Below are 23,688 nucleotides of genomic sequence, written 5' to 3'. Positions count from 1 at the left end.
AGGTTGACCAGCAGGGGTTTCCTGCTGGTTGCCCAAATTTGTCCAAGTTTCTTTGGGCATAATAAAGGAAGTGACTCGCTATGAAAGGTACAATAAACAAAAAAATTCCATATCTCTTTATTGCACCTGCTCTTATTTTGTTGTGCTTGTTTTCACTGTTTCCTATATTTGTTGCTTTAATTATTAGTTTTACAGATATCGATTTGGCCGGTTTAGCTGATTGGTCAACGATTTCTTTTATAGGAATAAAAAATTATTTGGATGTACTAAGCGATCCCATTTTTTTGAAGTCTATTCTGAACACCTTATTTTATGTTATTTTTGGTGTTCCATTGGTTATTGTATGTTCATTAGGCATCGCCATTTTGATCAATTATGGAAAAGCACCGATATTTAAAGCTTTTCGAGCAGTATTTTATATGCCTTCGGTAACGAATGTCGTAGCGGTTGCCGTTGTGTGGAGTTATTTATACAACCCTCAATTTGGGCTTTTTAATTATATTTTAGGACTTTTTAACATTCCTGCTGTTCCTTGGCTGCAGGATCCTCTTATGGCCAAAATATCCTTAATCGCTTTAGCATTATGGAGAGCTATTGGAGTAAATATGATTATTTTCCTTGCAGCATTGCAAGGGATTCCTAAAACGTATTATGAGGCGGCACAGTTAGATGGAGCAAGTGACTGGAAGCAGTTAACAAAAATTACGATTCCATTACTGAGATACGCCATTTTCTTCGTATCAATCACAACGATGATCGGATGGCTGCAATTTTTTGAAGAACCGTTTATCATGACCGATGGTGGGCCGCTTGATAGTACAACATCTGTAGCGTTATTTATATACCGCAATGGATTCCAACTTAGTAACTTTGGTTATGCTGCAGCTGGTTCCTTTATCTTGTTTATTGCCATAATCATTGTGACTCTGGTTCAATTCAGGCTACAGAAAAAAGAAGTTGATTATTAAGTGAGAAATCCGAGGTGACCCAAATGAAAGCAAATCAATATGTTAATAATCAGCGCACCAAGCAATGGATATTAGGCATTGTTTTAACAATCGGAGGATTTTTAGTCTCTATCCCATTTATTTGGATGATCCTATCTGCGTTTAAACCTGAAAGTGAAATCCTTCAAATTCCGCCGACTATGTGGCCAAAAGAATTTACATTCGATAATTTTTCTTATTTGTTTGATAATATGAATTTTGGACAATATACAATCAATACAGTTATCGTTGTTCTTTGTTCATTTATTGGACTTTTCTTAAATGCTATGGCAGGCTTTGCATTTGCAAAATATGAATTTATGGGGAAGCAGCCACTTTTTTATTTAGTTTTAGCAACAATGATGATTCCCGGACAAGTAACAATGATCCCTGTGTATTTGATCCTAAATCAATTACAATTAACCAATACGATGCCAGGAATTGTATTGCCTGGTCTAGTAGGAGCATTTGGGATCTTTTTATTCAGACAGTTTATGTCCACGATTCCGGATGAATTATTAGAAGCGGCAAGACTTGATGGAGCAAGTGAATTCAGGGTATTTGTCCAAATTATTTTGCCGATTTCCAAACCGATTCTGGCTGTGCAAGGAATACTAACATTTATAGCTGGCTGGAATAGTTTTTTATGGCCGTTAATTATCGCAAATGATGAGAGCCTATATACGTTATCAGTAGGACTTGCATTATTGAAAGGACAATACGGCGGAAATTTTGCATTACAAATGGCCGGCTCAACGTTTATGGTTGTTCCAATTATTATTATCTTCTTACTTTTCCAAAAGCATATTATCGAAGGATATACGATTTCCGGTATGAAATAATAGGTTGAAAAGTCCCATGTTTATGGGGCTTTTTTATATCTCTACATTGCAAAGACATGATACGGAAAACGAAATGAAAAAGAAAAGCATGTTAATTGACCGAATAGACCAAAAAACTTGTCCTAATAGACCACGATATATTACTTTTCATAAATTAAACTAAGTAAAAATGTAATGATAGAATTATTTACGTTTATTTTTCAGTCAAATTGGTTCTTAGGGAACATGAAGTTTGGACTAATTTGGCTAAACTCCAAATATTCTCCAACAAATGTAAAAACATATTTTGATAGCGCTTACTTGTGGGTATCAATATAAAGCCTACATCTGATAAAAGATGAAAGAATCTTCAATTTTATACCATCATAAGAACCTCACAAACACTATAAAAACCAAACTGATTTAGTATCCATTCATTTGAAAAAGAAGAATATAGATGCTATTACATCACACGGCAATAGGTAAATGATATTGATTTGCTTGAAGAATAGTTGATAGAATGAAAAATTCCATATTCAATATTTTTAAGGAAGCGAAATTTTCCAAATGAAAGATGGTAAACGTTCTTCGTTTTGAACATTAACGAATGAACTCACCATATACTTAAAATTTTTGAGAAAAGGGAGGTGAGAGATTAGATATCTGAACATTTAGAATAGAAAAATAATGAGTGGAATGAAATCTAGCGAATCCGCGAGGGGGAAAAGGATGAAGACTGTAATAAAGTTGGCCTTTGTATTTATATTATCGATATCCCTTATCCTAGCTGGTTGCACGAATAATGAAAGTGCAAGCAACAAGCCGAATAGCGAAGGGGAACAGGATTCAAACAGCAATAATGATGAGAATAAAGAAGTTGCTAAAAATGTGGATGTTTCCCAAATTACAGAATTTCACCAATCACCAGTGCTCGATGATAAAGGACTGCCCGATGTAAAAGAAAGGCTGCCAAAGGAACCTAAGTTACCTAACGAAATGCCTGCAGAATCTCTCCAATTAGAAATTGGGAACTACGGCGGGCAGCTTAACACGGTTACACGTGCTCCTAACTGGGATGCAGATTTGTTTGTTATGAGCAATGAGCCATTATTAAATACCCCTGGTATTCTCGGTGAAGAGGTTACTGGAAATGTTCTTAAGGACTATGAAGTCAGTGAAGATCAGATGGTCTTTACATTCTTCATGAGGGAAGGATTGAAATGGTCTGACGGTAAACCGGTTACGACTGAGGATGTTAGGTTTGCTGTAGAGGATGTTTTATTTAATAAAGAAATCATGCCAATATTGCCTGCTTGGCTGCATTCAGGCGGAAATGCCCAAGGAACTCCCATGAAGCTTGAGGTTGTTGATGAGTATACATTTAAAATCAGCTTTGACAAGCCGTATGGGGGCTTTCCAATTGCTTTAGCCATTCAAAACTGGCGTGGATATGCGGATCTTTTGAAACCTGCTCATTACTTAAAGCAGTTTCATAAAGATTATGCAGACAAGGCAGAACTAGAGAAGCTTATTGCTGAAGCTGAGTTAGGCGAAGATACAGAGTCCACATGGGTAAACTACTTTAACTATATGGACATTACCGAAAGAGAAATGAGTCATGCCAATGCAGTTGGTTTTCCTTCATTATATCCTTGGGTTATGACAAAAATGGATAAGACGTTCGCCATTTATGAACGAAACCCGTATTACTTTAAGGTTGATGCCAAAGGAAATCAGCTGCCATATATTGATTCTATCAAAAGTACGATTGTACAGGATACAGAGGTTGTTGGTTTGAAAACGATTGCGGGTGAAGTTGATTTTTCTCGTGAAACAACTGCATTAAATAAAATGCCGGTTTATCGGGAAAATGCTGACAAAGGCGGTTATGAAGCATTATTAGCAAATATGCACGTAACTCCGTCTGATGTGTTTTTAAATCAAACGTATGATGATCCAGTATGGCGTAAAGTTGTACAAGATGTACGATTCAGACAAGCCTTAAATTATGCCATTGACAGAGAAGAAATTATTGAGTCACTTTACTTTGGATTTGCAGAACCATCTGAAATGGTTGATAGCACATTAGACCTTGATAAAGCTAATCAGCTTTTAGATGAAATGGGAATGGAGAAGGGGGCAGACGGTTATCGTATCGGCCCTGATGGAAAGAGATTCTCAATACCGATTGAAGTACAGGCTGCAGCACCTGATATCGTTCCGCTTGCAGAGCTGTTAGTAGAAATGTGGAAAAAAGTCGGTATTCATGCAACTGTTAAAACAATTGATGGTACTTTATGGGGCACACGTAATACAGCAAATGAAATAAAGGCTTCTATTATGTGGACACATACACCGCTTTATTACATGTCAGACTATGGTGAAACTTTCTGGGGACCGCTTTGGGATTCATGGTGGCAATCTGGCGGCCAAAAAGGAGAGGAGCCTCCTGAAAATGTGAAAACATTCTTCAAACTGATGGATGAGCTTCAAGTAAGCACTCCTCAGGAAGCGTTTGCAATTGAAGATAAAATTAGAGAAGAAATGAAGAAGAATGTGTTTTATTTCATTCATATTGAAAATGTAAAACAACCTTTAATTGTAAATAAAAAGCTCGGGAATATCACAGATAAAGGAACAGCGATCAGCATTAATTTCGCTGGTGAGCAAATGTACTTTAAAAAATAAGTAAGCTAAAAATAAAAGGAAAACTTAGGTAGTTCGGGATAGCACTGCTTAAGTTTTTCCTTCCTTCCATTTTGAAGAAAAAAGGAGGTCCGGATCATGTTAACATACATTGGTCACCGTCTCATCCAACTTATACCGTTATTGATAGCCATTAGCATTATATCATTCGCCTTAATTCAATTACCCCCAGGTGATTATTTAACAACTTATATACAGCAGCTTGAAATGGCTGGGACAGATGTATCTGATGGTACGGTTCAAAGTTTGAAAGCACAATATGGCTTGGATCAACCGATGTATATTCAATATTTTATTTGGATTAAAAATATCCTTTTGCATGGGGATTTTGGAAGATCTTTTACCTGGAATGAGCCGGTTTCTGATGTAATTGGTGAACGTTTAGGATTAACCGTTATTATTTCAATTTGCACGTTAATTTTTACATGGATCGTTGCGATTCCAATTGGTATCTATTCTGCAGTGCGCCAATACTCCTTTATGGATTATGTCTTTACAATCATTGGATTTATCGGTCTCGCTTTACCAAACTTCCTAATAGCTCTTGTTGCTATTTATACTGTTTTTGTTAATACAGGAGTTGCCCTTACAGGTCTATTCTCACCTGAATATGCAGATGCCCCATGGAGCTTTGCCAAATTCATCGATTTACTTAAGCATATTTGGATCCCCACACTAATTATTGGTACTTCCGGTACCGCTGGTTTAATCAGGGTTATGAGGGGGATGCTCCTTGATGAATTGCAAAAGCAATATGTCATAACAGCTCGTGCAAAAGGCGTACAAGAAGGAAAACTATTATTCAAATATCCAGTAAGAATGGCCATTAATCCGCTGATTAGCACAATCGGCTGGACGCTGCCTGCCATTATTTCCGGAGAAGCCATTGTTTCTATTGTACTTAATTTGCCAACTACAGGTCCGATGCTGTTAGATGCCCTTATGACGCAGGATATGTATCTTGCTGGGAGCTTTATTTTAATTCTCAGTATATTGACGGTTATAGGGACATTACTTTCAGATATATTACTTGCGTGGGTGGATCCTCGGATTAGATTTGGAGGTGTTGAGGAATGATCCCCATTCTAAGAAAGAATAAACAGCCTGTTCATGTCACAAACAATAAAGAACTGGAAAATGATTATGAGGTAGCATCACAGTGGAAATTGATGTGGTGGAAGTTTAAAAAACATAAGCTTGCCATTATTTCAGCACCAATTTTGATAATACTTCTTATTATTGCAGCGTTTGCTGAATTTTTAAGTCCGCATGTTCCATTAGAACGATTTTCCGAGTATAAATTTGCTCCACCGCAAAAGATCCATTTTGTAGATCCTGAAAAGGGCTTTAGTTTTCGACCGTTTGTATACGATATAAAGGAGGAAATGGATCAGGAAACATTTCGAAAATCATTTCAAGAAGATGCATCAAAAAAATATCCAATACACTTCTTTGTTAAGGGAGAATCGTATAAATTTTGGGGTCTATTCGAGACAAATATTCATTTGATCGGGGTAAAAGAAAAAGATGCACCTTTCTTTGTTATGGGAACAGACTCTCTGGGAAGAGATTTATTTACAAGAATTCTGCACGGATCAAGGATATCACTCTCATTTGCATTTTTAGGAATCGTCTTTACAGTCATTTTAGGAATTATTCTTGGAGGAGTTTCGGGGTACTTCGGTGGTGTGACTGACACGATTATTCAACGTCTCATTGACCTTTTATTATGTATTCCTGCTATTCCGTTATGGATGGCTCTTGCAGCAGCACTTCCAGCTGATTGGTCTCCAACTAAGATTTATTTTGGGATGATCATGATTTTCTCAATTATCGGCTGGACTGGGCTAGCCCGTGTAGTCAGGGGGAAAATCTTATCATTGCGGGAAGAAGATTTTACGATGGCTGCAAGATTATGCGGAGCAAGTCATTTACGCATCATTACAAAACATTTGATCCCTTCTTTTGCAAGCTACATCATTATTAATGTCACGATTTCAATACCAGCTACAATTCTTGGTGAAACCTCACTAAGCTTTCTTGGATTAGGATTACAACCTCCAGTCGTAAGCTGGGGAGTGCTATTAGGAGATTCTCAAAAATTAGAAAACTTAGCCCATCACCCATGGTTACTATGGCCAGCGGCCTTTATTGTTGTAGCAGTACTTGTCTTTAACTTCCTTGGCGACGGCCTTCGGGATGCTGCAGACCCATATAAATAAAGGAGGTATGGAAATTGCGCGGAAATCGGCAAACAATAGAGACTTCCAGGTTACAAGAAACCAGTATACACGATAATGAGGAAATTATCTTAGAAGTAACGAATTTAAAAACCTATTTTAAATTAGATGAAGGGATGTTAAAAGCGGTCGATGGTGTAGACCTTCAATTAAAGAAAGGGAAAACACTCGGAATTGTCGGGGAAAGCGGCAGCGGAAAAAGTGTGACAACAAAAGCCATCTTACAAATTGTCGAAACTCCAGGACAGGTAGAGGGAGAAATTAAATTTCGGAGAAGGAAAAATGGTGAAATTGTTGATATCGGTAAATTACACCCAAAAGGGAAAGAAGTGCGTGATATTCGCGGCGGCGAAATATCAATGATTTTCCAAGAGCCAATGAAGGCATTTTCTCCGATTCATACGGTTGGTAATCAATTAATTGAAGCTATTTTATTACATGGTACTAATGATGAAAAGGAAGCCCGTAAAATAGCGATAGATACGCTGAGAAAGGTAGGAATGTCAAATCCTGAGCAAAGAATTGATCAATATCCTCATGAGCTTTCCGGAGGGATGAGGCAAAGGGCGATGATTGCGATGGCATTATGCTGTCATCCATCTATATTAATTGCAGATGAACCGACAACGGCACTGGACGTTACCGTTCAAGCGCAAGTTTTGGACTTAATCAATCAGTTAAAAGAAAACTCTGGTTCAGCAGTTATTTTTATTACACATGATCTTGGTGTCATTGCAGAGATGGCTGATGATGTTGCAGTTATGTATTTAGGAAAAGTAGTTGAATATACAGATGTTGACACGTTATTTTTTGGCGCGCGTCATCCATATACGCAAGGATTGTTACAATCCATCCCTTCGATCGCGTTGAAAAATCAACGTCTTGAATCAATTGAAGGCACAGTTCCTACTCCTATTAATCTTCCAAAAGGCTGCGGATTTTATTCCCGCTGCAAAAAAGCGATGGATGGGAGATGTAATGTTGATGACATTCCTTTAGTAAAAGTGAAGGAGGGTCATTATGTTAGATGTATCCTTGCTGAGTAAAAATGACGAAAGGGAGACAGCTGCCATGTATATTCCTAACAAGATTTTAGACGTACAATCAATGAAAAAATACTTTCCTATTAAAAAGGGCTTCCTAAAAAAAACAGTTGGACATGTCAAAGCTGTTGATGATGTTTCCTTTTATATAAATGAAGGAGAAACGTTTGGTCTTGTTGGCGAATCTGGCTGCGGGAAATCAACACTTGGAAAAAGTTTATTACGAGCGATTGAGCCATCAAGCGGATCGGTAACATTTAGAAATCGTCATGATGAAGTTGTCGAAGTAATGGATTTGAATGGCAATGGTTTGCGCGATATCCGGAGAGATATGCAAATGGTCTTTCAAGATCCTTATTCATCGTTAAATCCACGAATGACTGTGTTAAATATTATCGGAGAGCCGCTTATTTGCAATAAAATCGCAAAAGGTGAAGATCTTAAAAATAAAGTGAAAGATTTAATGGAGGTTGTCGGTCTGAACAGCCGCCACCTTGAGCGTTATCCTCATGCTTTTAGCGGAGGGCAAAGGCAGAGGATTGGTATTGCCCGTGCCTTGGCTACCAATCCTAAATTTCTCGTTTGTGATGAAGCAGTTTCTGCTCTCGATGTTTCGATTCAGGCGCAAATTATTAATCTGCTCCAGGATTTACAAAAGGAATTTCATTTAAGTTATTTATTTATTTCACATGATTTAGGAGTCATTCAGCATATATCTGATCGGGTTGGTGTCATGTACGTTGGAAAAATGGTTGAAATGGCAAGTACAGAAGAGTTGTTTGCAAATCCTAAACATCCATATACAGAAGCTTTATTGTCGGCAAAACCAATGCCAAATCCGAGACTAAAAAAGGAACGGATTATTCTTAGAGGTGAGGTGGCAAATCCAGCAAACCCGCCTTCAGGATGTTATTTCCACCCTCGCTGCCCTTATGCAAAAGAAATTTGCAAGCAGGAAGCACCAGCATTTAAAGATGTTGGCGGCGGTCATCAAGTTGCCTGTCACTTAGCTAATGAGCTCGAATTAAAAGGGGCAGTCGCCATATGAATACGATCTTTCTCCTGATGTTAATCTTTGCTTTATCTGTTTTTTTGATTATGATTGCATCCATTTGGTTTATGAATTTCTTTTCAAGAAAATATATAGGCGAAAAGCATATGGTTTTAGAGGAACTTACAAAGGGAGAAGTACCAAAACTATGGTCAGAAAGATTTAAACAAAAGTGTAAGAAATTGCAGAAGCGTGGACAGCACGAAAAAATGGCAAAACTTAAACAAGATGCAAATGAAACATATATGAAAAAACTTAACAAGATCGTCAATTATATTCAGAAAACAAAATTAGTAGAGAATGAAGAAACACGTTCAATGATCCTTTCAGATTTACAGAAAACACGTAATAAATGGGAGGCAGGAAAAGAGAATGGGATCTAATTTTGCAACGAGAAAAAAGAATTACTTCCTTATGTTTCTAGCCTATTTATTTTCTGTTGTAACAGCGGTGATTGGAATCCTTCTATGGTTTACGATTCGAGAAACACTGATGATTACATTAACCCATGTTTCCTTTAATTTCTGGAGCCTCCCTGCCATTGATAATTTTAGCTTTTTGCTCCTTGGAATCGGATGGTTAGTTTTGGTTTATGCAAGCAATTTTTATTATCGAAAAGGGTATAGGGAAGGGGCAATATGGCCCGCGTTTTTTCTTATATCTGGTTCCCAGGCCCTGTTATTTTTTATTTGTAAGCTGATTATGATTTCCATTGGTTATTCTGCAGGTGTTAGTAACATACTGATCGCCATGATTGAATGTTTAGCCGGAGCCGGATTAATCATTATGGCAAAGAAAATGACAAGAAATAAGCTAATCAACAAAAATAATAATTTAACATCTTAATTGATTAAGTGAAGGTCACTTTAAAAAAGGATGGATTGTTGATGGGAAAATCAAAGCTGTTAAGTCTAGTTCCGCTCGTTCCTGCCATTCATATGGAAAAAACAGTAACATTTTATACGGATCAATTAGGATTTATAAATCATATAAGAGACGGTGATCCGCTTTCATATGCGGGTTTGAAAAACGAGCATGTCGAATTTCATCTTTATCATACATCTGATCAACATTTATGTGATTGGTCGGTTATTCGCATTGAAACCAATAATATCGATGACCTATATGAAATGTATAAGGAAAGAGAATTTCTCCATCCCAATGGGAAATTACAATTAAAACCCTATGGATTAAAAGAATTTTCTCTGCTTGATCCTAATGGAGTACTTATAACATTTTTTGAGCGGCCTTTAGGAAATGATCAATAAGAAGGAGGGGACAATAATGAATGTTGGTGTCGTATCGAGAAGTTTTCCTGCACTAAGCAACAAAGAAACTGCTGAGCTATTGGCAAAGAATGGGTTTAAGTGGACAGAATTATGTTTTTCACAAAGTGATTCTAATTATTGGGTATATAACGGTCGATCAGACCTTTCTAGTTTATCAGATGAGAGAAGTAAAGAAATAGTAGAAACATATAGAATAAATGGAATTGAGGTAACGGCAATCGGTGTGTTTACCAATTTATTAGAACCTGATGAAAAGGAATTGGAAAAAAATCTATCTTACTTTGAACGCTTAATGGAAATTGCTTCAATAAATGGTGTTCCTTATGTTTCAAGTGAGTGCGGGTTTATTCCTGGTATGAGGGGGATAAATGCAGAAACTTATGAAACTGCCTTTTTGAGACTTGTTGAAAATGTAAAATGGTTAGTAGAAAAAGCTAAGCATTATAATGTTTCGATTGCATTAGAGCCTTGTGTTCTTGATGTTGTTCCAAGTGCTAAACGAACAGTGGACTTTATTAATCAAGTTGGTTCTGATCGGCTTAAAGTATTGCTTGATCCAGCCAATTTAATTGCCAATAATTCAGAGGAAGAAATGTTTTCTTATTTAACCCCGCATATTGCTTACTTCCATGGAAAAGATCGTAAAGTAAATGATACATATGGACGTGCAATAGGTGATGGCGACATAGATTGGCCACTGTTTTTAAAATTGTATCATAAACATACAGAAGGCATTCCATTTATCTTAGAATATGTTACTAGGGACAACTTCTGTAAAATCCGGGATCGTGTCGTGAAATTTGATGAACTGGCGCTAACGTTAAAATAGAAAAATGAGAGATTCGATAAGTTATATGCTTGTCGAATTTCTTATTTTCTTCATACCCAAGGAGGTATATGTTAGCTAAAAAGGTAAAGGCTGATCTTAGTTTGCAGAGTTTCACCAGATCAATATGATTAGAGAAGAGGCCCATTCATTAAGGATTTTTTCTAAGAGATTTTTGATATTAAAGAGGTTCTTGACGAAAATTGTTTAAGGTTGATTGGAGCGGGGGTGCGAACGGACAGGTGAGACCGTATGCGTATAAGCAGAGGAGGTAACTGCCCACTCCATGGAAAGCGAGCTTCTCACGCTGCAATCAATCACTTCGCACTCCTATTTCATAGAAACAGAGTTTGTTTTTACTATGATATCCAAACAAAAGGACTGCCCCTAGTTACGTTTAATGCTAAGGGACAGCCTGAAAAGTTGTTTTATATCTTTATAGTTGAGTTTTTCTTATATACAACTGGGAAATCATCACCTTTAAGAATTTCTCCAGGCTGTACATGAACATGAGCCTCCATCGGATGCGAACCAGTGGGTTCAAAACGTGTATGGCCAGGCATATAATGAACTGCGATCGCGCGGCGTTTTCGATCTGAACGGTTGTTAGGACTGCCATGCCAAGTTAAACAATGATGATATCCAACTTGCCCTTTTTTAATTTCAAATGGAACAGCTTTTGTATTAGCTCCAACTGGCAAAAGTTCCGGTTGTTTATGGTACGGCATAAATTGAGCGTCACTTGCTAAGTATTCTTGGTGATTACCCCATTTGTGACTTCCTGGCACCATCCACATGCAGCCGTTTTCAATTGTTGCATCATCAAGAGCAACCCATGCACTGACAAGATCTGCTGGTTGAATAATAGGCCATGCGGGGTGGTCTTGATGCCATGCAGTAGGTCCTCCAGTAACTGGCGGTTTATATTGAATTTGATCATGCCAGATTCTTAATGTATCTGTTTTAGTTAATTGGGCAACCTCTTCACAAATTTTCTGATTGCAGGCATGTTGGAAAAATTCATCACTAGCCATCCAAATGTTAACAATTTGTACTACTGTTTCTTTTTTAGAAATGGACATTCCATAATCTTTTTCTCCATCTAAAAGATTACGATTAAGGACAGGTTTTTTTACTGATTTTCCATCCATGACTAGTTGTAATTCTTCACGAAGTTTATCCACTTCAGCATCGCTTAATACAACATCGCCTTTGATATAACCAAACTCTTCAAATTCCTTTAATTGTTCGTTTGTTAACATGTTCTTCATCCTTTCGATTAATTGGGATTATTATTTTCATTTTGAGAATGAAGCAAGAGAGGCTCGGTCTTGGAGTCGGAGTATTGAGAATAAAGGCTGCATTTTTTGCAGTTTTTGCAATGTCTTTTCATTTTACTGTTTAGATTACCATCACTTGTGCACAAAACGCTTTGGTTTATCGGATGGCTGTTTAGGATGGTTTTTCACCTCTTTCCTCTTTTGTTTTTTCTTTATTCTCTTTGTAAGTAGATGATAGCAAGTTTGGCTTATACATGTCGTTAGAATATTCGAAAAATTATTTGCACTTTTCACAGGTGTTTGCGATTGACAAAAAAACGGGGGATTCATCGTTATGATAACCAAAGAAAAAATAGAAATAGGGAAATTATCAATGTTAAAGCCCACTGTAAACTTCGCAAATAAAATGACTGCTGAACCGGGGCAAGTTTGGGGGCCGAGGACAATTCCCGATTGCCAGCTCATTTACGTAATATCGGGTAAGGCGGAATTAATGCTTGGAACAAATGTTTACCACTTGAATCCAGGTGAATGTGTGTTTTACGGGGGAGAGAGTCCTCACAAGCTGATTTCTTCAAAAAAAGACCCATTTACGTTTACTAGTATTCATTTCAGTTGGGAAGAGGATTCTTTAATACCGATTCATCCATTACCCGGAATTAAAAATTGTACTGCAACAGAACTTATTCATTTTGTTTCGCCTTCTTATCTGATTCAAGTAGAAGAACATGGTGAAGTAAAATTTCCTAACCATTTTATTTTGCCTATAGTTGAAGGCCTATTTTCTCAAATTGTAAGAGAATATCGATTTGAAGAACCCGGATATACATTTGTTCTGAGAGGATTATTAACTCAATTAATTACAATCATTATTAGAAACGAAATAAATGGGAAGCATTCTTCTGGGGAAAGGAGAAAGATAGCACCTGCATTGGAAGCTATCCGAAAACAGCCAAATATAAACTGGTCCTCAGCTGAATTGGCAGATCTATGCGGATACCACCCAACCTATTTTGCTTCGTTATTCAGAGAAACAACAGGCTGCTCACCAAAACAATATTTGATCCAAGAACGAATAAGGAAAGCGAAACAGCTATTATTAGAAGTAAAAACCATTGAAGAAGTCTCTATAAAATTAGGATATACGAGTCTCCACTATTTTTGCAGAAACTTTAAATCAGAAACTGGATTAACGCCAACAGAATATAAACTCCAAAGTCTTGAAATTTAATAGAAAGGTAAAGAAAGATGGCTGAATAGACCATTAACATGTCGGAATGGGCAATGAGAAAAAAGTAAGGCTAAGTTATTATGAAATGAATGAACCAGAAAAAAGGTATTATGATGAGATTGATTTGGATATTTCGCGGAAAGAGATAATATAACCATATTAAGTTGTCCTGAAAAGGTGAAGTAAATGAAAAAACACCCCAATATCCTAATGATTATTGTTGATCAGCAACGATATGATTGCATCGGGTATAGTAAAAACTACCCTGTACATACACCGAATCTCGATAAGCTGGCATCAGACGGCATATGGTTTTCAAATGCCTTTTCACATTTGCCTGTTTGCGGCCCTTCCAGACAATCTTTGATGAATGGCAGACGGCCTGAGGAGATTGGATGTTTATGGAATTTTAACAATGGGCTAAAAATTTGTGCATTAGAGCCGTCTGAATACTCATGGCCCAGGGAATTAAAAGCAGTAAATTATCAATCCGGCTATATTGGGAAATGGGGAGTACATCCAAAAGTCGACCCAACACATTATGGTTATGATCAATATATTGATGAAAAACAGTATAACCATTTTCAAAAAGAGAATTATCCAGATGTTACTTTTAAACAATCCTATTTTGGAGAAGATAACCCTATTCCAGTCGAGAAGTCGCAGACACATTGGACAGCCCAAAAAACGATGGGAATGATTAGAGAGTTTACACGTAATAGTGAGCCATGGCATATTAGAGTCAATTTTTCTGAACCTCATTTGCCTTGTAGACCTTCGAAGCCGTTCTCTGACTTGTATGATCCGAAGGAGATCCCGATTTGGAGAAATTTTAATGATGATTTTTTAAATAAACCATATATTCAAAAACAGCAATTATACAATTGGGAGATTGAGCATTTCACATGGGATGACTGGGCGCCGATTGTAGCAAGGTACTACGGAATCATTAGTCAAGTAGATGAGGCTATTGGCCGGATATTAGCAACTTTGGATGAATTAGAGCTTGCTGAAGATACAATTGTCATTTACACAAGTGATCATGGAGATATGTGCGGCGGGCATCGAATGCTGGATAAACACTATGTCTTATATGATGAAGTAGTGAAGGTTCCATTCATTATTAGATGGCCAAGGATGATTAAATCGAAACAAATTTGCAATCATTTTGTCTATAATTTTTTGGATCTTCCACCTACTATTCTAGAATGGCTAAAGATTGATGTTCCAGATTTCTTTGTCGGTCAGTCTCTTGTTCCATTAATAAATAATACTAGTCCAAATTGGAGAACAGAGGTTGTATCAACCTATAATGGACAACAATTCGGCTTATATACACAAAGAATGATTCGAAATCATGATTGGAAGTATATTTGGAATACAACAGATGTAGATGAATTATATTTTCTTAAAGAGGACCCGTATGAACTTGTCAATCAAATTTACGAATCAGCTTTTTCAAATATAGTAAGTGATTTAAGGGAAAAGCTCTATTTACGGCTTCATTCAGAAGGAGACGGATTAGTAGAAAACGAGTGGATGAAAACACAGCTGCTGCAAGGCAGGAAGCTATGATTCTTTAAAAATGGTACAAATCGTTTTTAGGCAGGGTGAATAAATGATGATGAAGGAGGATGTTATTTATGACTGGCAGCATTGCGGTGGGGAATAGTTCACTTCTTTTTGAGGTAGAATCTGGATGGGGGAAACTTCCTGAAGGGATGACATACGGATATACTCATGGAGTTTGTGTCGATTCAAACGATAATGTATACATATTCAATACAAGTAAAGATTCGATCATCAAGTTTGATAAAGAAGGCAATTATATAACCTCATGGGGAAGTGAATTTGAGGGCGGTGCCCATGGATTTTATCTTCACAAAGATAGAGACGGGAAAGAGTATTTTTATATCACAGATATTACAAGTTCCCGAGTGGTAAAAACGTCAATAAATGGAGAGATATTGCTGGAATTGAGTCAACCAGAGCTCCCGGATGTTTACGATCAAAAGCGCAGATATATCCCTACAGATGTTTGCGTGGGGCCAAATGGGGATATCTACATTAGTGATGGCTACGGGCAATATTATATTCATCAATATAATTCTAAAGGAGATTATATTAGATCTTGGGGAGGACACGGGAGCGAGCCTGGTAAATTATTGGAGCCTCATGGCATCTCTATTAATTTACGAGGTCCTGAACCTGAGGTTTATGTTGCTGACAGAAGGAATCATAGAATTCAAGTTTTTACGTTAGAAGGGGAACATAAACGATTTGTAGATCAAGATTTAGACTTACCTTGCAGCTTCTATTTTTATGGCAACGACGTCTATATTCCAGATTTAAATAGCCGGGTAACCGTGCTTGATCAGCATGACTGTCTTGTTTGCCATCTTGGGGAGGATCAACAGGCCTATAAACAAGAAGGTTGGCCTAATCTGCCAAAAGCTTATTACCGTCCTGATAGATTTAGCTCTCCTCATGGTGTTTGTGTGGATTCACAAGGAAATGTTTACGTAGTAGAGTGGATTTCAGATGGCAGGGTAACAAAATTGAAAAGAGTATAAAAGAGAGAGCAGGGTCATCTTTTCCCCTTACTTATGCAGAGGTGAGAAGTGAAGTGCAGGACTAAAGGCAATCGGTGAATGACCGATTGCCTTTAGTTAACCTTCTTTGTTTAGATTTTGGCACTATATTTAGTGCAGCAAGAGGTGGAAAACTCCTGCTTAGAAAAGCGAGCCAAACGGAGATACCACAAGCGAACGGTACCCAGGAGGTTTGGCAGCCTTCCGCGGAACACATGAGCGAAAACCAACAAGCAAATTTTTAGAATAAACTATTCTGCAAACCCCTGCTTTTTCAACCAGCTACCACATAACTCAGTCCACTTTCCAACCACTGCATCATCCTCTGCTAATCCTAAACCATGACGTCCATTGGGGAAAACATGCAATTCAAATGGAATGCTGTTTTTGCTTAATGCCTGTGCATAAAGAAGACTATTTTCAACAGGTACTGCAGCATCGTCAGCTGTATGCCAAAGGAATGTTGGCGGTGTAGCAGCAGAAACATTATTTTCACTAGATAACGAGACTCGATACTCATGCGATGGATTTTCCCCAAGAAGATTGAGGGCAGAGCCTTCATGAAAGTAGTTTGTGAATGATATGACGGGATAACACAGAATCGCTAAGTCTGGGCGACCGTTTTCTTGATCGATAGAATCACTCGCTTCCAAGCCTTCTATTTCAAAAATGGTTGATGCGGTGGAAGCCAAATGCCCGCCTGCTGAAAAGCCTAAAATGCCAATTTTTTGTTCATCAAGATCCCATTCATTGGCATGATAACGAACATATCGAATGGCACGCTGAGCATCTGCTAGCGGCGCAGGGTGCCGAAAAGGCGACACTCGATAGTTTAAGACAAAAGCGGTTATTCCAAGGCTGTTCAGCCACTTTGCTACAGGCTCTCCTTCATGAGGTGCCCGGTTTTGATAGCCGCCGCCAGGAAAAACGATGATTGTAGCATGCTTTCCATTTCGCTCAGCAAAATAGGGTGTAATAGTCGGTGAAAATTCCTGGTTTGCATCTTGAAAAGGTGTTCCATTAGGCCATAATAACTGAGTCATGTCATATCCCCCTTATGGTTTGTTTTTATTCGGACCGATAATCTTCCATTCTAACATTTTAGCGTTATTAACTAAATTTTCAGAATAAAAGGAATTAACTTTCCCCTAAAGACATAAATCATAGATACAATTATGCTATAGTAGTAGAGGTGTATGCAAGCGTTAACATGATCTTACATAGGAGGAAGCGTTAATGAAGAATATTGGCAAATGGGAGTCTGCAGAGCCTGGTGTAAAGCGGAAGATTTTCCAGCCTGGAGAAGGCTTAATGATGATGGAGGTACAATTTGAAAAAGGGGCGGAAGGCTATCAACATAGCCATATTCATGAACAAATGAGCTATTGTATAAAAGGAAAAATCGCCTTTAGGATTGATGGAGAGGAAACAATTCTTAACCAGGGGGAGACGATTTATATTCCAAGCAATGCAAAACACGGTGTAACAGCATTAGAAGAATCCATTTTACTAGATACATTTACCCCGGTTCGTGAAGACTTATTAAATAGGTAATTGATTTGAAACATTGACTCCAGATATTAATCCTGGGGTTATTTTTATTTCATCAAATTTCCTTTTGTAAATTTTATCCTGACATTTGCCTGACACATTACGGGCTTATGCTTGTACATGTAAACAGTTTAGGTCAAAAAACAAAACAATTCTGCTAGCAAATTTTAGAAGGATAAGATTATCTTGTAAAAAGGAAAGGAAGAAGAAAAGATGAAAAAATGGATCATTAGCGTTGTCGTACTTGTATTAGTTATTGGCGGCGGAGCAACCGCTTATGGGATTTACAGTAGTAAAAAGGAGGAAGCAAGCACCCCTGTCTTGGAGACACAAACAGCAGTTGCAGAAACCGGGAATGTCGAAGTGACGGTAAGCGGTACAGGAAGCATTTCAACAATTAATGAGGAGCTCATCACAGCGGATGAAAATAATACAGTTGTGGAAGAAGTTTTAGTTGAGGTTGGTGATACGGTTGAAGAAGGTGATGATTTAATCACATTTGAAGATGATGACCTAGATCCAATAGAGGCGCCGTTCTCAGGAGAGATAACAACATTAAACGTGAAGGCAGAAGATACGATTTCAATGGGAACGGAAATGATCGAAATTACAGATTACAGTAATTTGGAAATGGTTGTAAATGTGGATGAATTAGATATTTCCAAGGTGAAGGTTGGTCAAACTGCACAGATTGATGTTAGTGCCCTTCCAAATACAGAGTTTACAGGGACTGTAACAAGTGTATCAAAAGAAGCAAATGAATCAGAAAGCAGCAGTGTGGCACAATATGCTGTCAATGTAAAGATTAATAAACCAACGGGAATCAAAGTAGGAATGACTGCAGAGGCAGTGATTACAACGGAAAGCAAGGAAAATGTCGTTACCGTTCCAATTGAAGCTGTTCAAAAACAAGGTGACCAATATTATGTACTTGTTCCGGCTGAAGGTGAAGACACAACAGAATCTGGACAAGCAGAAGGTCAGCAAAATTCAGATGTAGAGGCGACTGATGCAAAAAGTGCAACACAAACTACACAAAAAACGGTTGAAGTAGGCTTGCAAAATGAAGAAGTGGCCGAAATAGTCAATGGTATAAGCGCTGGTGATGAGGTGGTTCTTCCGACCCTTCAGTCCAGTGATGATTCAGAAGAAAGTATGGACAGAATGATGCAAAGGGGCTTCCCAGGCAGTATGGGTAACGGACAAATGCCTCAAGACGGAGGCGGTAATCGGGGAGGAATCGGTCAATGATAGAAGAGCAGCGAATCGTTGAGATAAGAAATATTAGGAAACACTATACGCTTGGCGGAGAAACGGTTAAAGCTTTAGATGATGTCAGCTTTTCCGTCAACAAAGGAGACTTTATCGCCATCATTGGCCCATCTGGATCCGGAAAATCAACGCTTATGAATATGATTGGCTGCCTCGATGTCCCTGATTCTGGAGAATACTATCTGGATGGGAAAAATGTTCTTTCCTTAAAACAAAAGCAACTAGCAGAGGTTCGCAATCAAAAAATCGGGTTTATCTTTCAATCATTTAATCTATTGCCTAAGCAATCTGCTTTTGAAAATGTAGAACTTCCGCTCATTTACCGTGGCTTAAACAGCAATCGGAGGAAAGAAATTGTGATGGAAGCTTTAGAAAAGGTCGGATTGGCTGACCGAGCAGGCCATAGGCCAACCGAATTATCAGGAGGACAGCAGCAGCGTGTGGCGATAGCCCGCGCTCTTGCTGGAAATCCGCCGATCTTGCTGGCAGATGAACCAACTGGTGCATTAGACAGTAAAACGGGTATTGAAGTGATGAATTTGATCCGGGATTTAAATCATCAAGGCCATACCATCATTTTAATCACACATGATTTACAAATTGCAAAACAAGCAAAGCGAGTGATTCGCATACAAGATGGAAAAATCTCTGAGAGAAGGGAGGTGCTTGTCCATTGAAACTAGGGCAAGCGATCAAAATTGCTTTTAAAAATATAGTAACCAATAAACTTAGAGCCTTTTTAACGATGCTGGGAATTATCATCGGGGTTTCAGCAGTTATTGCACTTGTTTCACTAGGGCAAGGGGCTTCACAATCTGTTTCAGAAGATGTTTCATCATTAGGAACGACAATGGTATCAGTTTCGATACAAGGTAATACAACAAGCGAAGAAGTCGTTGATTATTATGAGGTTATGGGGTTTGAGGATTATTCTGAAGTAGAGGCTGTGTCACCATCCGTTTCAGGAAGCGGAACAGTGAAAAATAGCACAGCAAGTATGGAGAGCGTCACCATTAACGGTGTTACTCCATCTTATGAGAATGTCCAAGAAACTGCAGTCAGCTCGGGACGCTTTATTTTAAATATTGATGAAGAAAACCGCAACAAGGTTGCCCTTTTAGGATCTAACATTGCAACAGAATTATTTGGATTTACAAACCCTGTCGGGAATGAAGTAAAAATAGATGGGACCACCTTTAAAGTAATTGGTGTTCTTGAGGAACAAGGTGAAGAGCTGCAAGGCACGGTTGATGATATGGTCCTTATCCCCTTTGCCACAGCACAACGGTTTTTAGGACAAACCGTGATTAATTCAGTGGATGTGAAAATGATTACTGAAGATACAGTAGAAATGGGAATGGCTAAAATTGAACGTTTTCTCTACAATCAATTTAGCGGTGATGAAACAAGCTACAATGTTAGGAATCAATCAGATATCCAGGAGGCATTAACATCTGTAACAGATACAATGACTCTCCTGTTAGCAGGTATTGCGAGTATTTCACTTATTGTTGGCGGAATCGGAATTATGAATATTATGCTTGTTTCTGTAACCGAAAGAACGAGAGAAATCGGTATTCGAAAAGCAATTGGTGCAAAAAGGAAGGATATTTTAACGCAATTCTTAATTGAAGCAACCGTCCTAAGCGCTCTGGGCGGATTGCTGGGTGTTCTAATAGGCATTGGAAGTGCAGAGGCGCTTTCCCAAGTATTAGATATGGCTGTATCCATTTCTTGGATCGCGGTAGGTGTGGCTGTAAGCTTTTCGATAATAATTGGAGTTGCTTTTGGCATCTTCCCTGCAAACAAAGCGGCAAACTTAAGTCCTTTAGCTGCGTTGCGACATTAAACAAAGATTTTTAGTGGAGTTTGACTGATCATGATGTCAAACTCCTTTTTCCAATCAAGGTAGTTTTAGTATAATCAAAGGAAAAAGGAAATAGATGATGAAAACAATTTTAGTCGTGGAAGATGAAATCGCCATTTCTATGGTGTTAGGTGCATATTTAGAAAAAGAGGGCTATAAAGTACACTATGCCTACAATGGTGTGGAAGCTTTACAAAAAGCTGATGAACTAAAGCCTGCGCTCATTTTATTAGATGTCATGATGCCGGAGCTTAATGGCTGGGGAGTATTAGAGAAAATTCGTGAAAAAAGCTCCTGTCCGGTCATTATGATTACGGCTTTATCCGATATGAATCAAAAGTTACAAGGATTTGACAGCGGTGCAGATGATTACATTACAAAGCCGTTTATTGCAGAAGAGGTGCTTGCAAGAGTGAGTGCGGTTCTTAGAAGATCACCGCAACTTGAGGAAGCAGATAAGGTAAAACTTTATGGGTCATTAAAAATAAATTTTCTTGCTCATCAAGTGTTCTTAAATGGTATCGAAATTCAATTAACTCCTAGAGATCTATCCTTGTTTCTATTTTTGGCAGAGCATCCGAATCAAACCTTTACACGAGAGCAGCTGATTGAAAATGTTTGGGGATATGATTATGAAGGTAGCGATCGGGCAGTTGATCTTGCCATAAAACGAATTCGTAAATTATTAAGCGGATGGGATGAGGCAGATGGAGAGATTAAAACACTTCGCGGATTGGGTTACCAATTCTATGTTAAATAAGAAAAAGTCAAAAATTCCGCTATTATATTATTGGACAAGACGTTATTTAATCACGCTTGTCATTGGTTTACTTATTATCGCAGTCGTTTCAATTTTTTGGATACGGCATAGTTCAATCGAAAACAAGCTGGAATTAACCAAATTACTGGCACAAGAGATCTCGGATCGAGTAGTTGAAGTTGATGAGGAAGGTAACATAATGCTCAGCCATAAACTCCCGTTCCTCGAGGATCGAGAAAAAGTATTAAATAATCGTGAGCCGTTGGAATTTTATCTGAAAACAAATGATGGAGAAGTACGTTCACTTGGCCCGAGAGGCCCTCATGTTGATCCTAATAAGCAAGATGAACTTATTAGATTATTAGAAATACCAGAAGCATTATCAGTGGAAAAAATTTCATCAGACCGGTTTAGGACAGCATATGCTGTTATTTCGCCTATTAAGTATGATGAAGAAACCATTGGTGCCATCATTATTATTCAACCGATTACAGATTTAACGAATATGAATCGTGAAGAATATCAGCTGCTTGCTTTACTCTTAGGAGGATTAGCGATATTAGGCTGGTTTGTCATCTATTCATTGTCCAGAAAATTAGCAAGACCTGTTGAAGAAGTCGCAACAGCGGCTGGAGAACTAATGCGGGGAAACTATGAAATTGAATTAAACGAAGATGTGAAGGAAAAAGAGCTACATCAGCTTGTCACCTCCTTCAAGGAAATGACGAATCGTCTCAAACATCTTGAAGCTCTGAGATCGGAATTGCTCGCTGGCGTGACACATGAATTAAAAACACCGATTACATCGGTAAGTGCCTTGATTCAAGCAGTAAGAGACAATGTTGTTACAGGCGATCAGAGTAAGGAATTTGTCCAAATGGCCTTAAATGAATCAAATAAACTGCAGAAGATGGTGGAGGATTTATTAGATTTTAATAGCTTTAGTGCAGGTTCGATTAAAGTAAATCCAGAAAAAATGGATCTATGCCGTGTTGTAAAAGAGATCATCTATCAGTGGGAAATTGTTCACCAGCAGCAATTAGCGGGCGTAAACCTTACGTTTACAACACATGAACCACAGCTTTTTGCGATTGCAGACCATGTCAGATTACAACAAATCCTCGTGAATTTATTAAATAATAGCCTTCATGCTGTAAAAGGGAGAAAAAAGGGAGAAATTTCTGTTGAGCTATACAAAGATGGCCGTTTTATTTCGCTTGATGTATCGGATAATGGTTACGGTATCTCTGAGCAAGAACAACCGTTTATCTTTGAACGCTTTTATCGAGGAGAAAACAAAAAACATGTAGAACGAGGACTAGGTCTTGGCTTGCCGTTCAGCCAGCTTTTAGCAAAAGCACAGGGCGGCGGTGAGTTGTTCTTAAAGAAAAGCTCTGGGGAAAAAACGGTCTTTTCCCTGCGCATGCTTGCTGAAAGCGAAGAATGATTTTAAAAGAAAGCTATCTCAGAATTGATCTGCCCCGTAAATGTTAGACACCAAACTAACATTTACGGGGTGTTTTAATGGCCAAATTTACAACGGAAGAAAAAATTCAAATTGTATTAAGGTATTTAAAAAGAAATGAAAGTATTAATAAAGTTGCGGAAGAAGTTAATGTTAGTCCTCCTATCTTAAGTGGATGGATACGCCTTTATGAACAATTTGGTTTAGAAGCATTTATTAAATCCTATACAAGTTATTCTGTAGAGTTTAAACTAAATGTACTCAAGTTTATGAAAGACACGGGTATATCCTCTTATGACGCAGCTGCCATTTTCAATATTTCTTCACCAGGCTTGATCCGAAACTGGCGCAAGTTATTTGAGACTGGAGGAATTGATGCCCTACATCCAAAGAAAAAGGGGCGATCATCCATGAAAAAAGAAACAAAAACTAATGTTAAAAAACAATTACCAGTTGAAGGATCGCTTGAGGCTCTACAGGCTGAAAATGAGCGTTTACGTATGGAGAACGCCTACTTAAAAAAGTTGAACGCTTTAGTTCAAGCACAGGAAAAATTACAAACAAAGTCAAAGCGCAAGTAATTTTTGAGCTAAAGAATGAATTTGATATCGTGGAATTAGTTAAAGTCGCTGACATTCCACGTAGTACATACTATTATTGGGAAAAACAATTAAATCGAGAGGATAAATATGCGAGTGTAAAAGAAGTT

23 protein-coding genes are annotated in these 23,688 nt (G+C 38.0%); 21 read left to right on the top strand and 2 right to left on the bottom strand.

The window, feature by feature from the left end; all coding sequences use genetic code 11:
- Positions 1 to 80 precede the first annotated feature (80 nt).
- The 11 genes from WQ54_RS22110 to WQ54_RS22060 all read left to right on the top strand — a co-directional run bounded on the left by WQ54_RS22110 (position 81) and on the right by WQ54_RS22060 (position 10,965).
- Positions 81 to 968, top strand: a complete 888-nt coding sequence (locus WQ54_RS22110; protein ID WP_046587438.1) for a carbohydrate ABC transporter permease — start codon at positions 81 to 83, stop codon at positions 966 to 968.
- A gap of 23 nt (positions 969 to 991) precedes the next feature.
- On the top strand, positions 992 to 1,828 hold the full coding sequence (locus tag WQ54_RS22105; protein ID WP_046587436.1) for a carbohydrate ABC transporter permease: 837 nt from the start codon (positions 992 to 994) through the stop codon (positions 1,826 to 1,828).
- A 708-nt stretch (positions 1,829 to 2,536) separates the two neighbouring features.
- The gene (locus WQ54_RS22100; RefSeq protein ID WP_046587434.1) at positions 2,537 to 4,495 is read left to right on the top strand and encodes an ABC transporter substrate-binding protein; all 1,959 of its coding nucleotides are present in this window, start codon (positions 2,537 to 2,539) and stop codon (positions 4,493 to 4,495) included.
- A 96-nt stretch (positions 4,496 to 4,591) separates the two neighbouring features.
- Positions 4,592 to 5,590 carry an ABC transporter permease gene (locus WQ54_RS22095; protein ID WP_046587432.1) on the top strand — a complete coding sequence of 333 codons (999 nt, stop codon included), beginning with the start codon at positions 4,592 to 4,594 and terminating at the stop codon, positions 5,588 to 5,590.
- Positions 5,587 to 6,735: an ABC transporter permease gene (locus tag WQ54_RS22090; RefSeq protein WP_084822271.1), complete on the top strand. Its 1,149-nt coding sequence runs from the start codon at positions 5,587 to 5,589 to the stop codon at positions 6,733 to 6,735. The genes WQ54_RS22095 and WQ54_RS22090 overlap by 4 nt, the downstream gene beginning before the upstream one ends.
- A gap of 14 nt (positions 6,736 to 6,749) precedes the next feature.
- Positions 6,750 to 7,799, top strand: coding sequence for an ABC transporter ATP-binding protein (locus WQ54_RS22085; protein WP_231597616.1), 1,050 nt, complete (start codon positions 6,750 to 6,752; stop codon positions 7,797 to 7,799).
- A gap of 31 nt (positions 7,800 to 7,830) precedes the next feature.
- On the top strand, positions 7,831 to 8,844 hold the full coding sequence (locus WQ54_RS22080; RefSeq protein WP_269431587.1) for an ABC transporter ATP-binding protein: 1,014 nt from the start codon (positions 7,831 to 7,833) through the stop codon (positions 8,842 to 8,844).
- Positions 8,841 to 9,230, top strand: a complete 390-nt coding sequence (locus WQ54_RS22075; RefSeq protein ID WP_046587430.1) for a hypothetical protein — start codon at positions 8,841 to 8,843, stop codon at positions 9,228 to 9,230. Before WQ54_RS22080 ends, WQ54_RS22075 begins: the two co-directional genes overlap by 4 nt.
- Positions 9,220 to 9,693 (top strand): hypothetical protein, encoded by a 474-nt coding sequence (locus tag WQ54_RS22070; RefSeq protein ID WP_046587428.1) that lies wholly within the window; start codon positions 9,220 to 9,222, stop codon positions 9,691 to 9,693. The genes WQ54_RS22075 and WQ54_RS22070 overlap by 11 nt, the downstream gene beginning before the upstream one ends.
- 41 nt (positions 9,694 to 9,734) lie before the next feature.
- Positions 9,735 to 10,115 (top strand): VOC family protein, encoded by a 381-nt coding sequence (locus tag WQ54_RS22065; RefSeq protein ID WP_046587426.1) that lies wholly within the window; start codon positions 9,735 to 9,737, stop codon positions 10,113 to 10,115.
- A 16-nt stretch (positions 10,116 to 10,131) separates the two neighbouring features.
- A complete protein-coding gene (locus tag WQ54_RS22060; protein ID WP_046587425.1) occupies positions 10,132 to 10,965 on the top strand; it encodes a sugar phosphate isomerase/epimerase in 834 nt (277 codons plus the stop codon).
- 425 nt (positions 10,966 to 11,390) lie between these two features.
- Here WQ54_RS22060 and WQ54_RS22055 read toward each other — a convergent pair whose 3' ends face one another.
- Positions 11,391 to 12,224 carry a phytanoyl-CoA dioxygenase family protein gene (locus WQ54_RS22055; RefSeq protein ID WP_046587423.1) on the bottom strand — a complete coding sequence of 278 codons (834 nt, stop codon included), beginning with the start codon at positions 12,222 to 12,224 and terminating at the stop codon, positions 11,391 to 11,393.
- A gap of 352 nt (positions 12,225 to 12,576) precedes the next feature.
- Here WQ54_RS22055 and WQ54_RS22050 point away from each other — a divergent pair, with 352 nt between their 5' ends.
- The 3 genes from WQ54_RS22050 to WQ54_RS22040 all read left to right on the top strand — a co-directional run bounded on the left by WQ54_RS22050 (position 12,577) and on the right by WQ54_RS22040 (position 16,046).
- The gene (locus WQ54_RS22050; protein ID WP_046587422.1) at positions 12,577 to 13,473 is read left to right on the top strand and encodes an AraC family transcriptional regulator; all 897 of its coding nucleotides are present in this window, start codon (positions 12,577 to 12,579) and stop codon (positions 13,471 to 13,473) included.
- A 186-nt stretch (positions 13,474 to 13,659) separates the two neighbouring features.
- Positions 13,660 to 15,048: a sulfatase-like hydrolase/transferase gene (locus WQ54_RS22045; RefSeq protein ID WP_052737918.1), complete on the top strand. Its 1,389-nt coding sequence runs from the start codon at positions 13,660 to 13,662 to the stop codon at positions 15,046 to 15,048.
- A 68-nt stretch (positions 15,049 to 15,116) separates the two neighbouring features.
- Complete coding sequence (locus WQ54_RS22040; RefSeq protein ID WP_052737917.1) at positions 15,117 to 16,046, top strand: hypothetical protein; 930 nt, start codon at positions 15,117 to 15,119, stop codon at positions 16,044 to 16,046.
- Positions 16,047 to 16,315: 269 nt separating this feature from the next.
- Here WQ54_RS22040 and WQ54_RS22035 read toward each other — a convergent pair whose 3' ends face one another.
- On the bottom strand, positions 16,316 to 17,107 hold the full coding sequence (locus tag WQ54_RS22035; protein WP_046587419.1) for an alpha/beta hydrolase: 792 nt from the start codon (positions 17,105 to 17,107) through the stop codon (positions 16,316 to 16,318).
- A gap of 193 nt (positions 17,108 to 17,300) precedes the next feature.
- Here WQ54_RS22035 and WQ54_RS22030 point away from each other — a divergent pair, with 193 nt between their 5' ends.
- From WQ54_RS22030 to WQ54_RS22000, 7 genes are all read left to right on the top strand, one after another.
- On the top strand, positions 17,301 to 17,618 hold the full coding sequence (locus WQ54_RS22030) for a cupin domain-containing protein (protein ID WP_046587416.1): 318 nt from the start codon (positions 17,301 to 17,303) through the stop codon (positions 17,616 to 17,618).
- A gap of 210 nt (positions 17,619 to 17,828) precedes the next feature.
- The gene (locus WQ54_RS22025) at positions 17,829 to 18,866 is read left to right on the top strand and encodes an efflux RND transporter periplasmic adaptor subunit (protein ID WP_052737916.1); all 1,038 of its coding nucleotides are present in this window, start codon (positions 17,829 to 17,831) and stop codon (positions 18,864 to 18,866) included.
- Complete coding sequence (locus tag WQ54_RS22020) at positions 18,863 to 19,564, top strand: ABC transporter ATP-binding protein (protein WP_046587413.1); 702 nt, start codon at positions 18,863 to 18,865, stop codon at positions 19,562 to 19,564. Before WQ54_RS22025 ends, WQ54_RS22020 begins: the two co-directional genes overlap by 4 nt.
- Complete coding sequence (locus tag WQ54_RS22015) at positions 19,561 to 20,736, top strand: ABC transporter permease (protein ID WP_046587411.1); 1,176 nt, start codon at positions 19,561 to 19,563, stop codon at positions 20,734 to 20,736. Before WQ54_RS22020 ends, WQ54_RS22015 begins: the two co-directional genes overlap by 4 nt.
- A 97-nt stretch (positions 20,737 to 20,833) precedes the next feature.
- A complete protein-coding gene (locus WQ54_RS22010) occupies positions 20,834 to 21,514 on the top strand; it encodes a response regulator transcription factor (protein WP_046587405.1) in 681 nt (226 codons plus the stop codon).
- The gene (locus tag WQ54_RS22005; protein WP_197089651.1) at positions 21,462 to 22,961 is read left to right on the top strand and encodes a HAMP domain-containing sensor histidine kinase; all 1,500 of its coding nucleotides are present in this window, start codon (positions 21,462 to 21,464) and stop codon (positions 22,959 to 22,961) included. Before WQ54_RS22010 ends, WQ54_RS22005 begins: the two co-directional genes overlap by 53 nt.
- Before the next feature lie 77 nt (positions 22,962 to 23,038).
- Positions 23,039 to 23,560: an IS3 family transposase gene (locus WQ54_RS22000; protein WP_046585775.1), complete on the top strand. Its 522-nt coding sequence runs from the start codon at positions 23,039 to 23,041 to the stop codon at positions 23,558 to 23,560.
- Positions 23,561 to 23,688 lie beyond the last annotated feature (128 nt).

This window comes from Bacillus sp. SA1-12 (assembly GCF_000981385.1).
Lineage (GTDB): Bacteria > Bacillota > Bacilli > Bacillales > Bacillaceae > Metabacillus.
This window is presented reverse-complemented; position numbering and strand designations above follow the sequence as displayed.

What these genes read in the sequence shown, in the direction of transcription:
- WQ54_RS22090 (WP_084822271.1), top strand. Translation starts at nt 5,587, where the DNA reads ATGATCCCCATTCTAAGAAAGAATAAACAGCCTGTTCATGTCACAAAC.
- WQ54_RS22005 (WP_197089651.1), top strand. Translation starts at nt 21,462, where the DNA reads ATGGAGAGATTAAAACACTTCGCGGATTGGGTTACCAATTCTATGTTA.
- WQ54_RS22100 (WP_046587434.1), top strand. Translation starts at nt 2,537, where the DNA reads ATGAAGACTGTAATAAAGTTGGCCTTTGTATTTATATTATCGATATCC.
- WQ54_RS22050 (WP_046587422.1), top strand. Translation starts at nt 12,577, where the DNA reads ATGATAACCAAAGAAAAAATAGAAATAGGGAAATTATCAATGTTAAAG.
- WQ54_RS22105 (WP_046587436.1), top strand. Translation starts at nt 992, where the DNA reads ATGAAAGCAAATCAATATGTTAATAATCAGCGCACCAAGCAATGGATA.
- WQ54_RS22110 (WP_046587438.1), top strand. Translation starts at nt 81, where the DNA reads ATGAAAGGTACAATAAACAAAAAAATTCCATATCTCTTTATTGCACCT.
- WQ54_RS22055 (WP_046587423.1), bottom strand. Translation starts at nt 12,224, where the DNA reads ATGTTAACAAACGAACAATTAAAGGAATTTGAAGAGTTTGGTTATATC.
- WQ54_RS22020 (WP_046587413.1), top strand. Translation starts at nt 18,863, where the DNA reads ATGATAGAAGAGCAGCGAATCGTTGAGATAAGAAATATTAGGAAACAC.
- WQ54_RS22075 (WP_046587430.1), top strand. Translation starts at nt 8,841, where the DNA reads ATGAATACGATCTTTCTCCTGATGTTAATCTTTGCTTTATCTGTTTTT.
- WQ54_RS22060 (WP_046587425.1), top strand. Translation starts at nt 10,132, where the DNA reads ATGAATGTTGGTGTCGTATCGAGAAGTTTTCCTGCACTAAGCAACAAA.
- WQ54_RS22040 (WP_052737917.1), top strand. Translation starts at nt 15,117, where the DNA reads ATGACTGGCAGCATTGCGGTGGGGAATAGTTCACTTCTTTTTGAGGTA.
- WQ54_RS22010 (WP_046587405.1), top strand. Translation starts at nt 20,834, where the DNA reads ATGAAAACAATTTTAGTCGTGGAAGATGAAATCGCCATTTCTATGGTG.
- WQ54_RS22025 (WP_052737916.1), top strand. Translation starts at nt 17,829, where the DNA reads ATGAAAAAATGGATCATTAGCGTTGTCGTACTTGTATTAGTTATTGGC.
- WQ54_RS22035 (WP_046587419.1), bottom strand. Translation starts at nt 17,107, where the DNA reads ATGACTCAGTTATTATGGCCTAATGGAACACCTTTTCAAGATGCAAAC.
- WQ54_RS22070 (WP_046587428.1), top strand. Translation starts at nt 9,220, where the DNA reads ATGGGATCTAATTTTGCAACGAGAAAAAAGAATTACTTCCTTATGTTT.
- WQ54_RS22095 (WP_046587432.1), top strand. Translation starts at nt 4,592, where the DNA reads ATGTTAACATACATTGGTCACCGTCTCATCCAACTTATACCGTTATTG.
- WQ54_RS22045 (WP_052737918.1), top strand. Translation starts at nt 13,660, where the DNA reads ATGAAAAAACACCCCAATATCCTAATGATTATTGTTGATCAGCAACGA.
- WQ54_RS22000 (WP_046585775.1), top strand. Translation starts at nt 23,039, where the DNA reads ATGGCCAAATTTACAACGGAAGAAAAAATTCAAATTGTATTAAGGTAT.
- WQ54_RS22065 (WP_046587426.1), top strand. Translation starts at nt 9,735, where the DNA reads ATGGGAAAATCAAAGCTGTTAAGTCTAGTTCCGCTCGTTCCTGCCATT.
- WQ54_RS22030 (WP_046587416.1), top strand. Translation starts at nt 17,301, where the DNA reads ATGAAGAATATTGGCAAATGGGAGTCTGCAGAGCCTGGTGTAAAGCGG.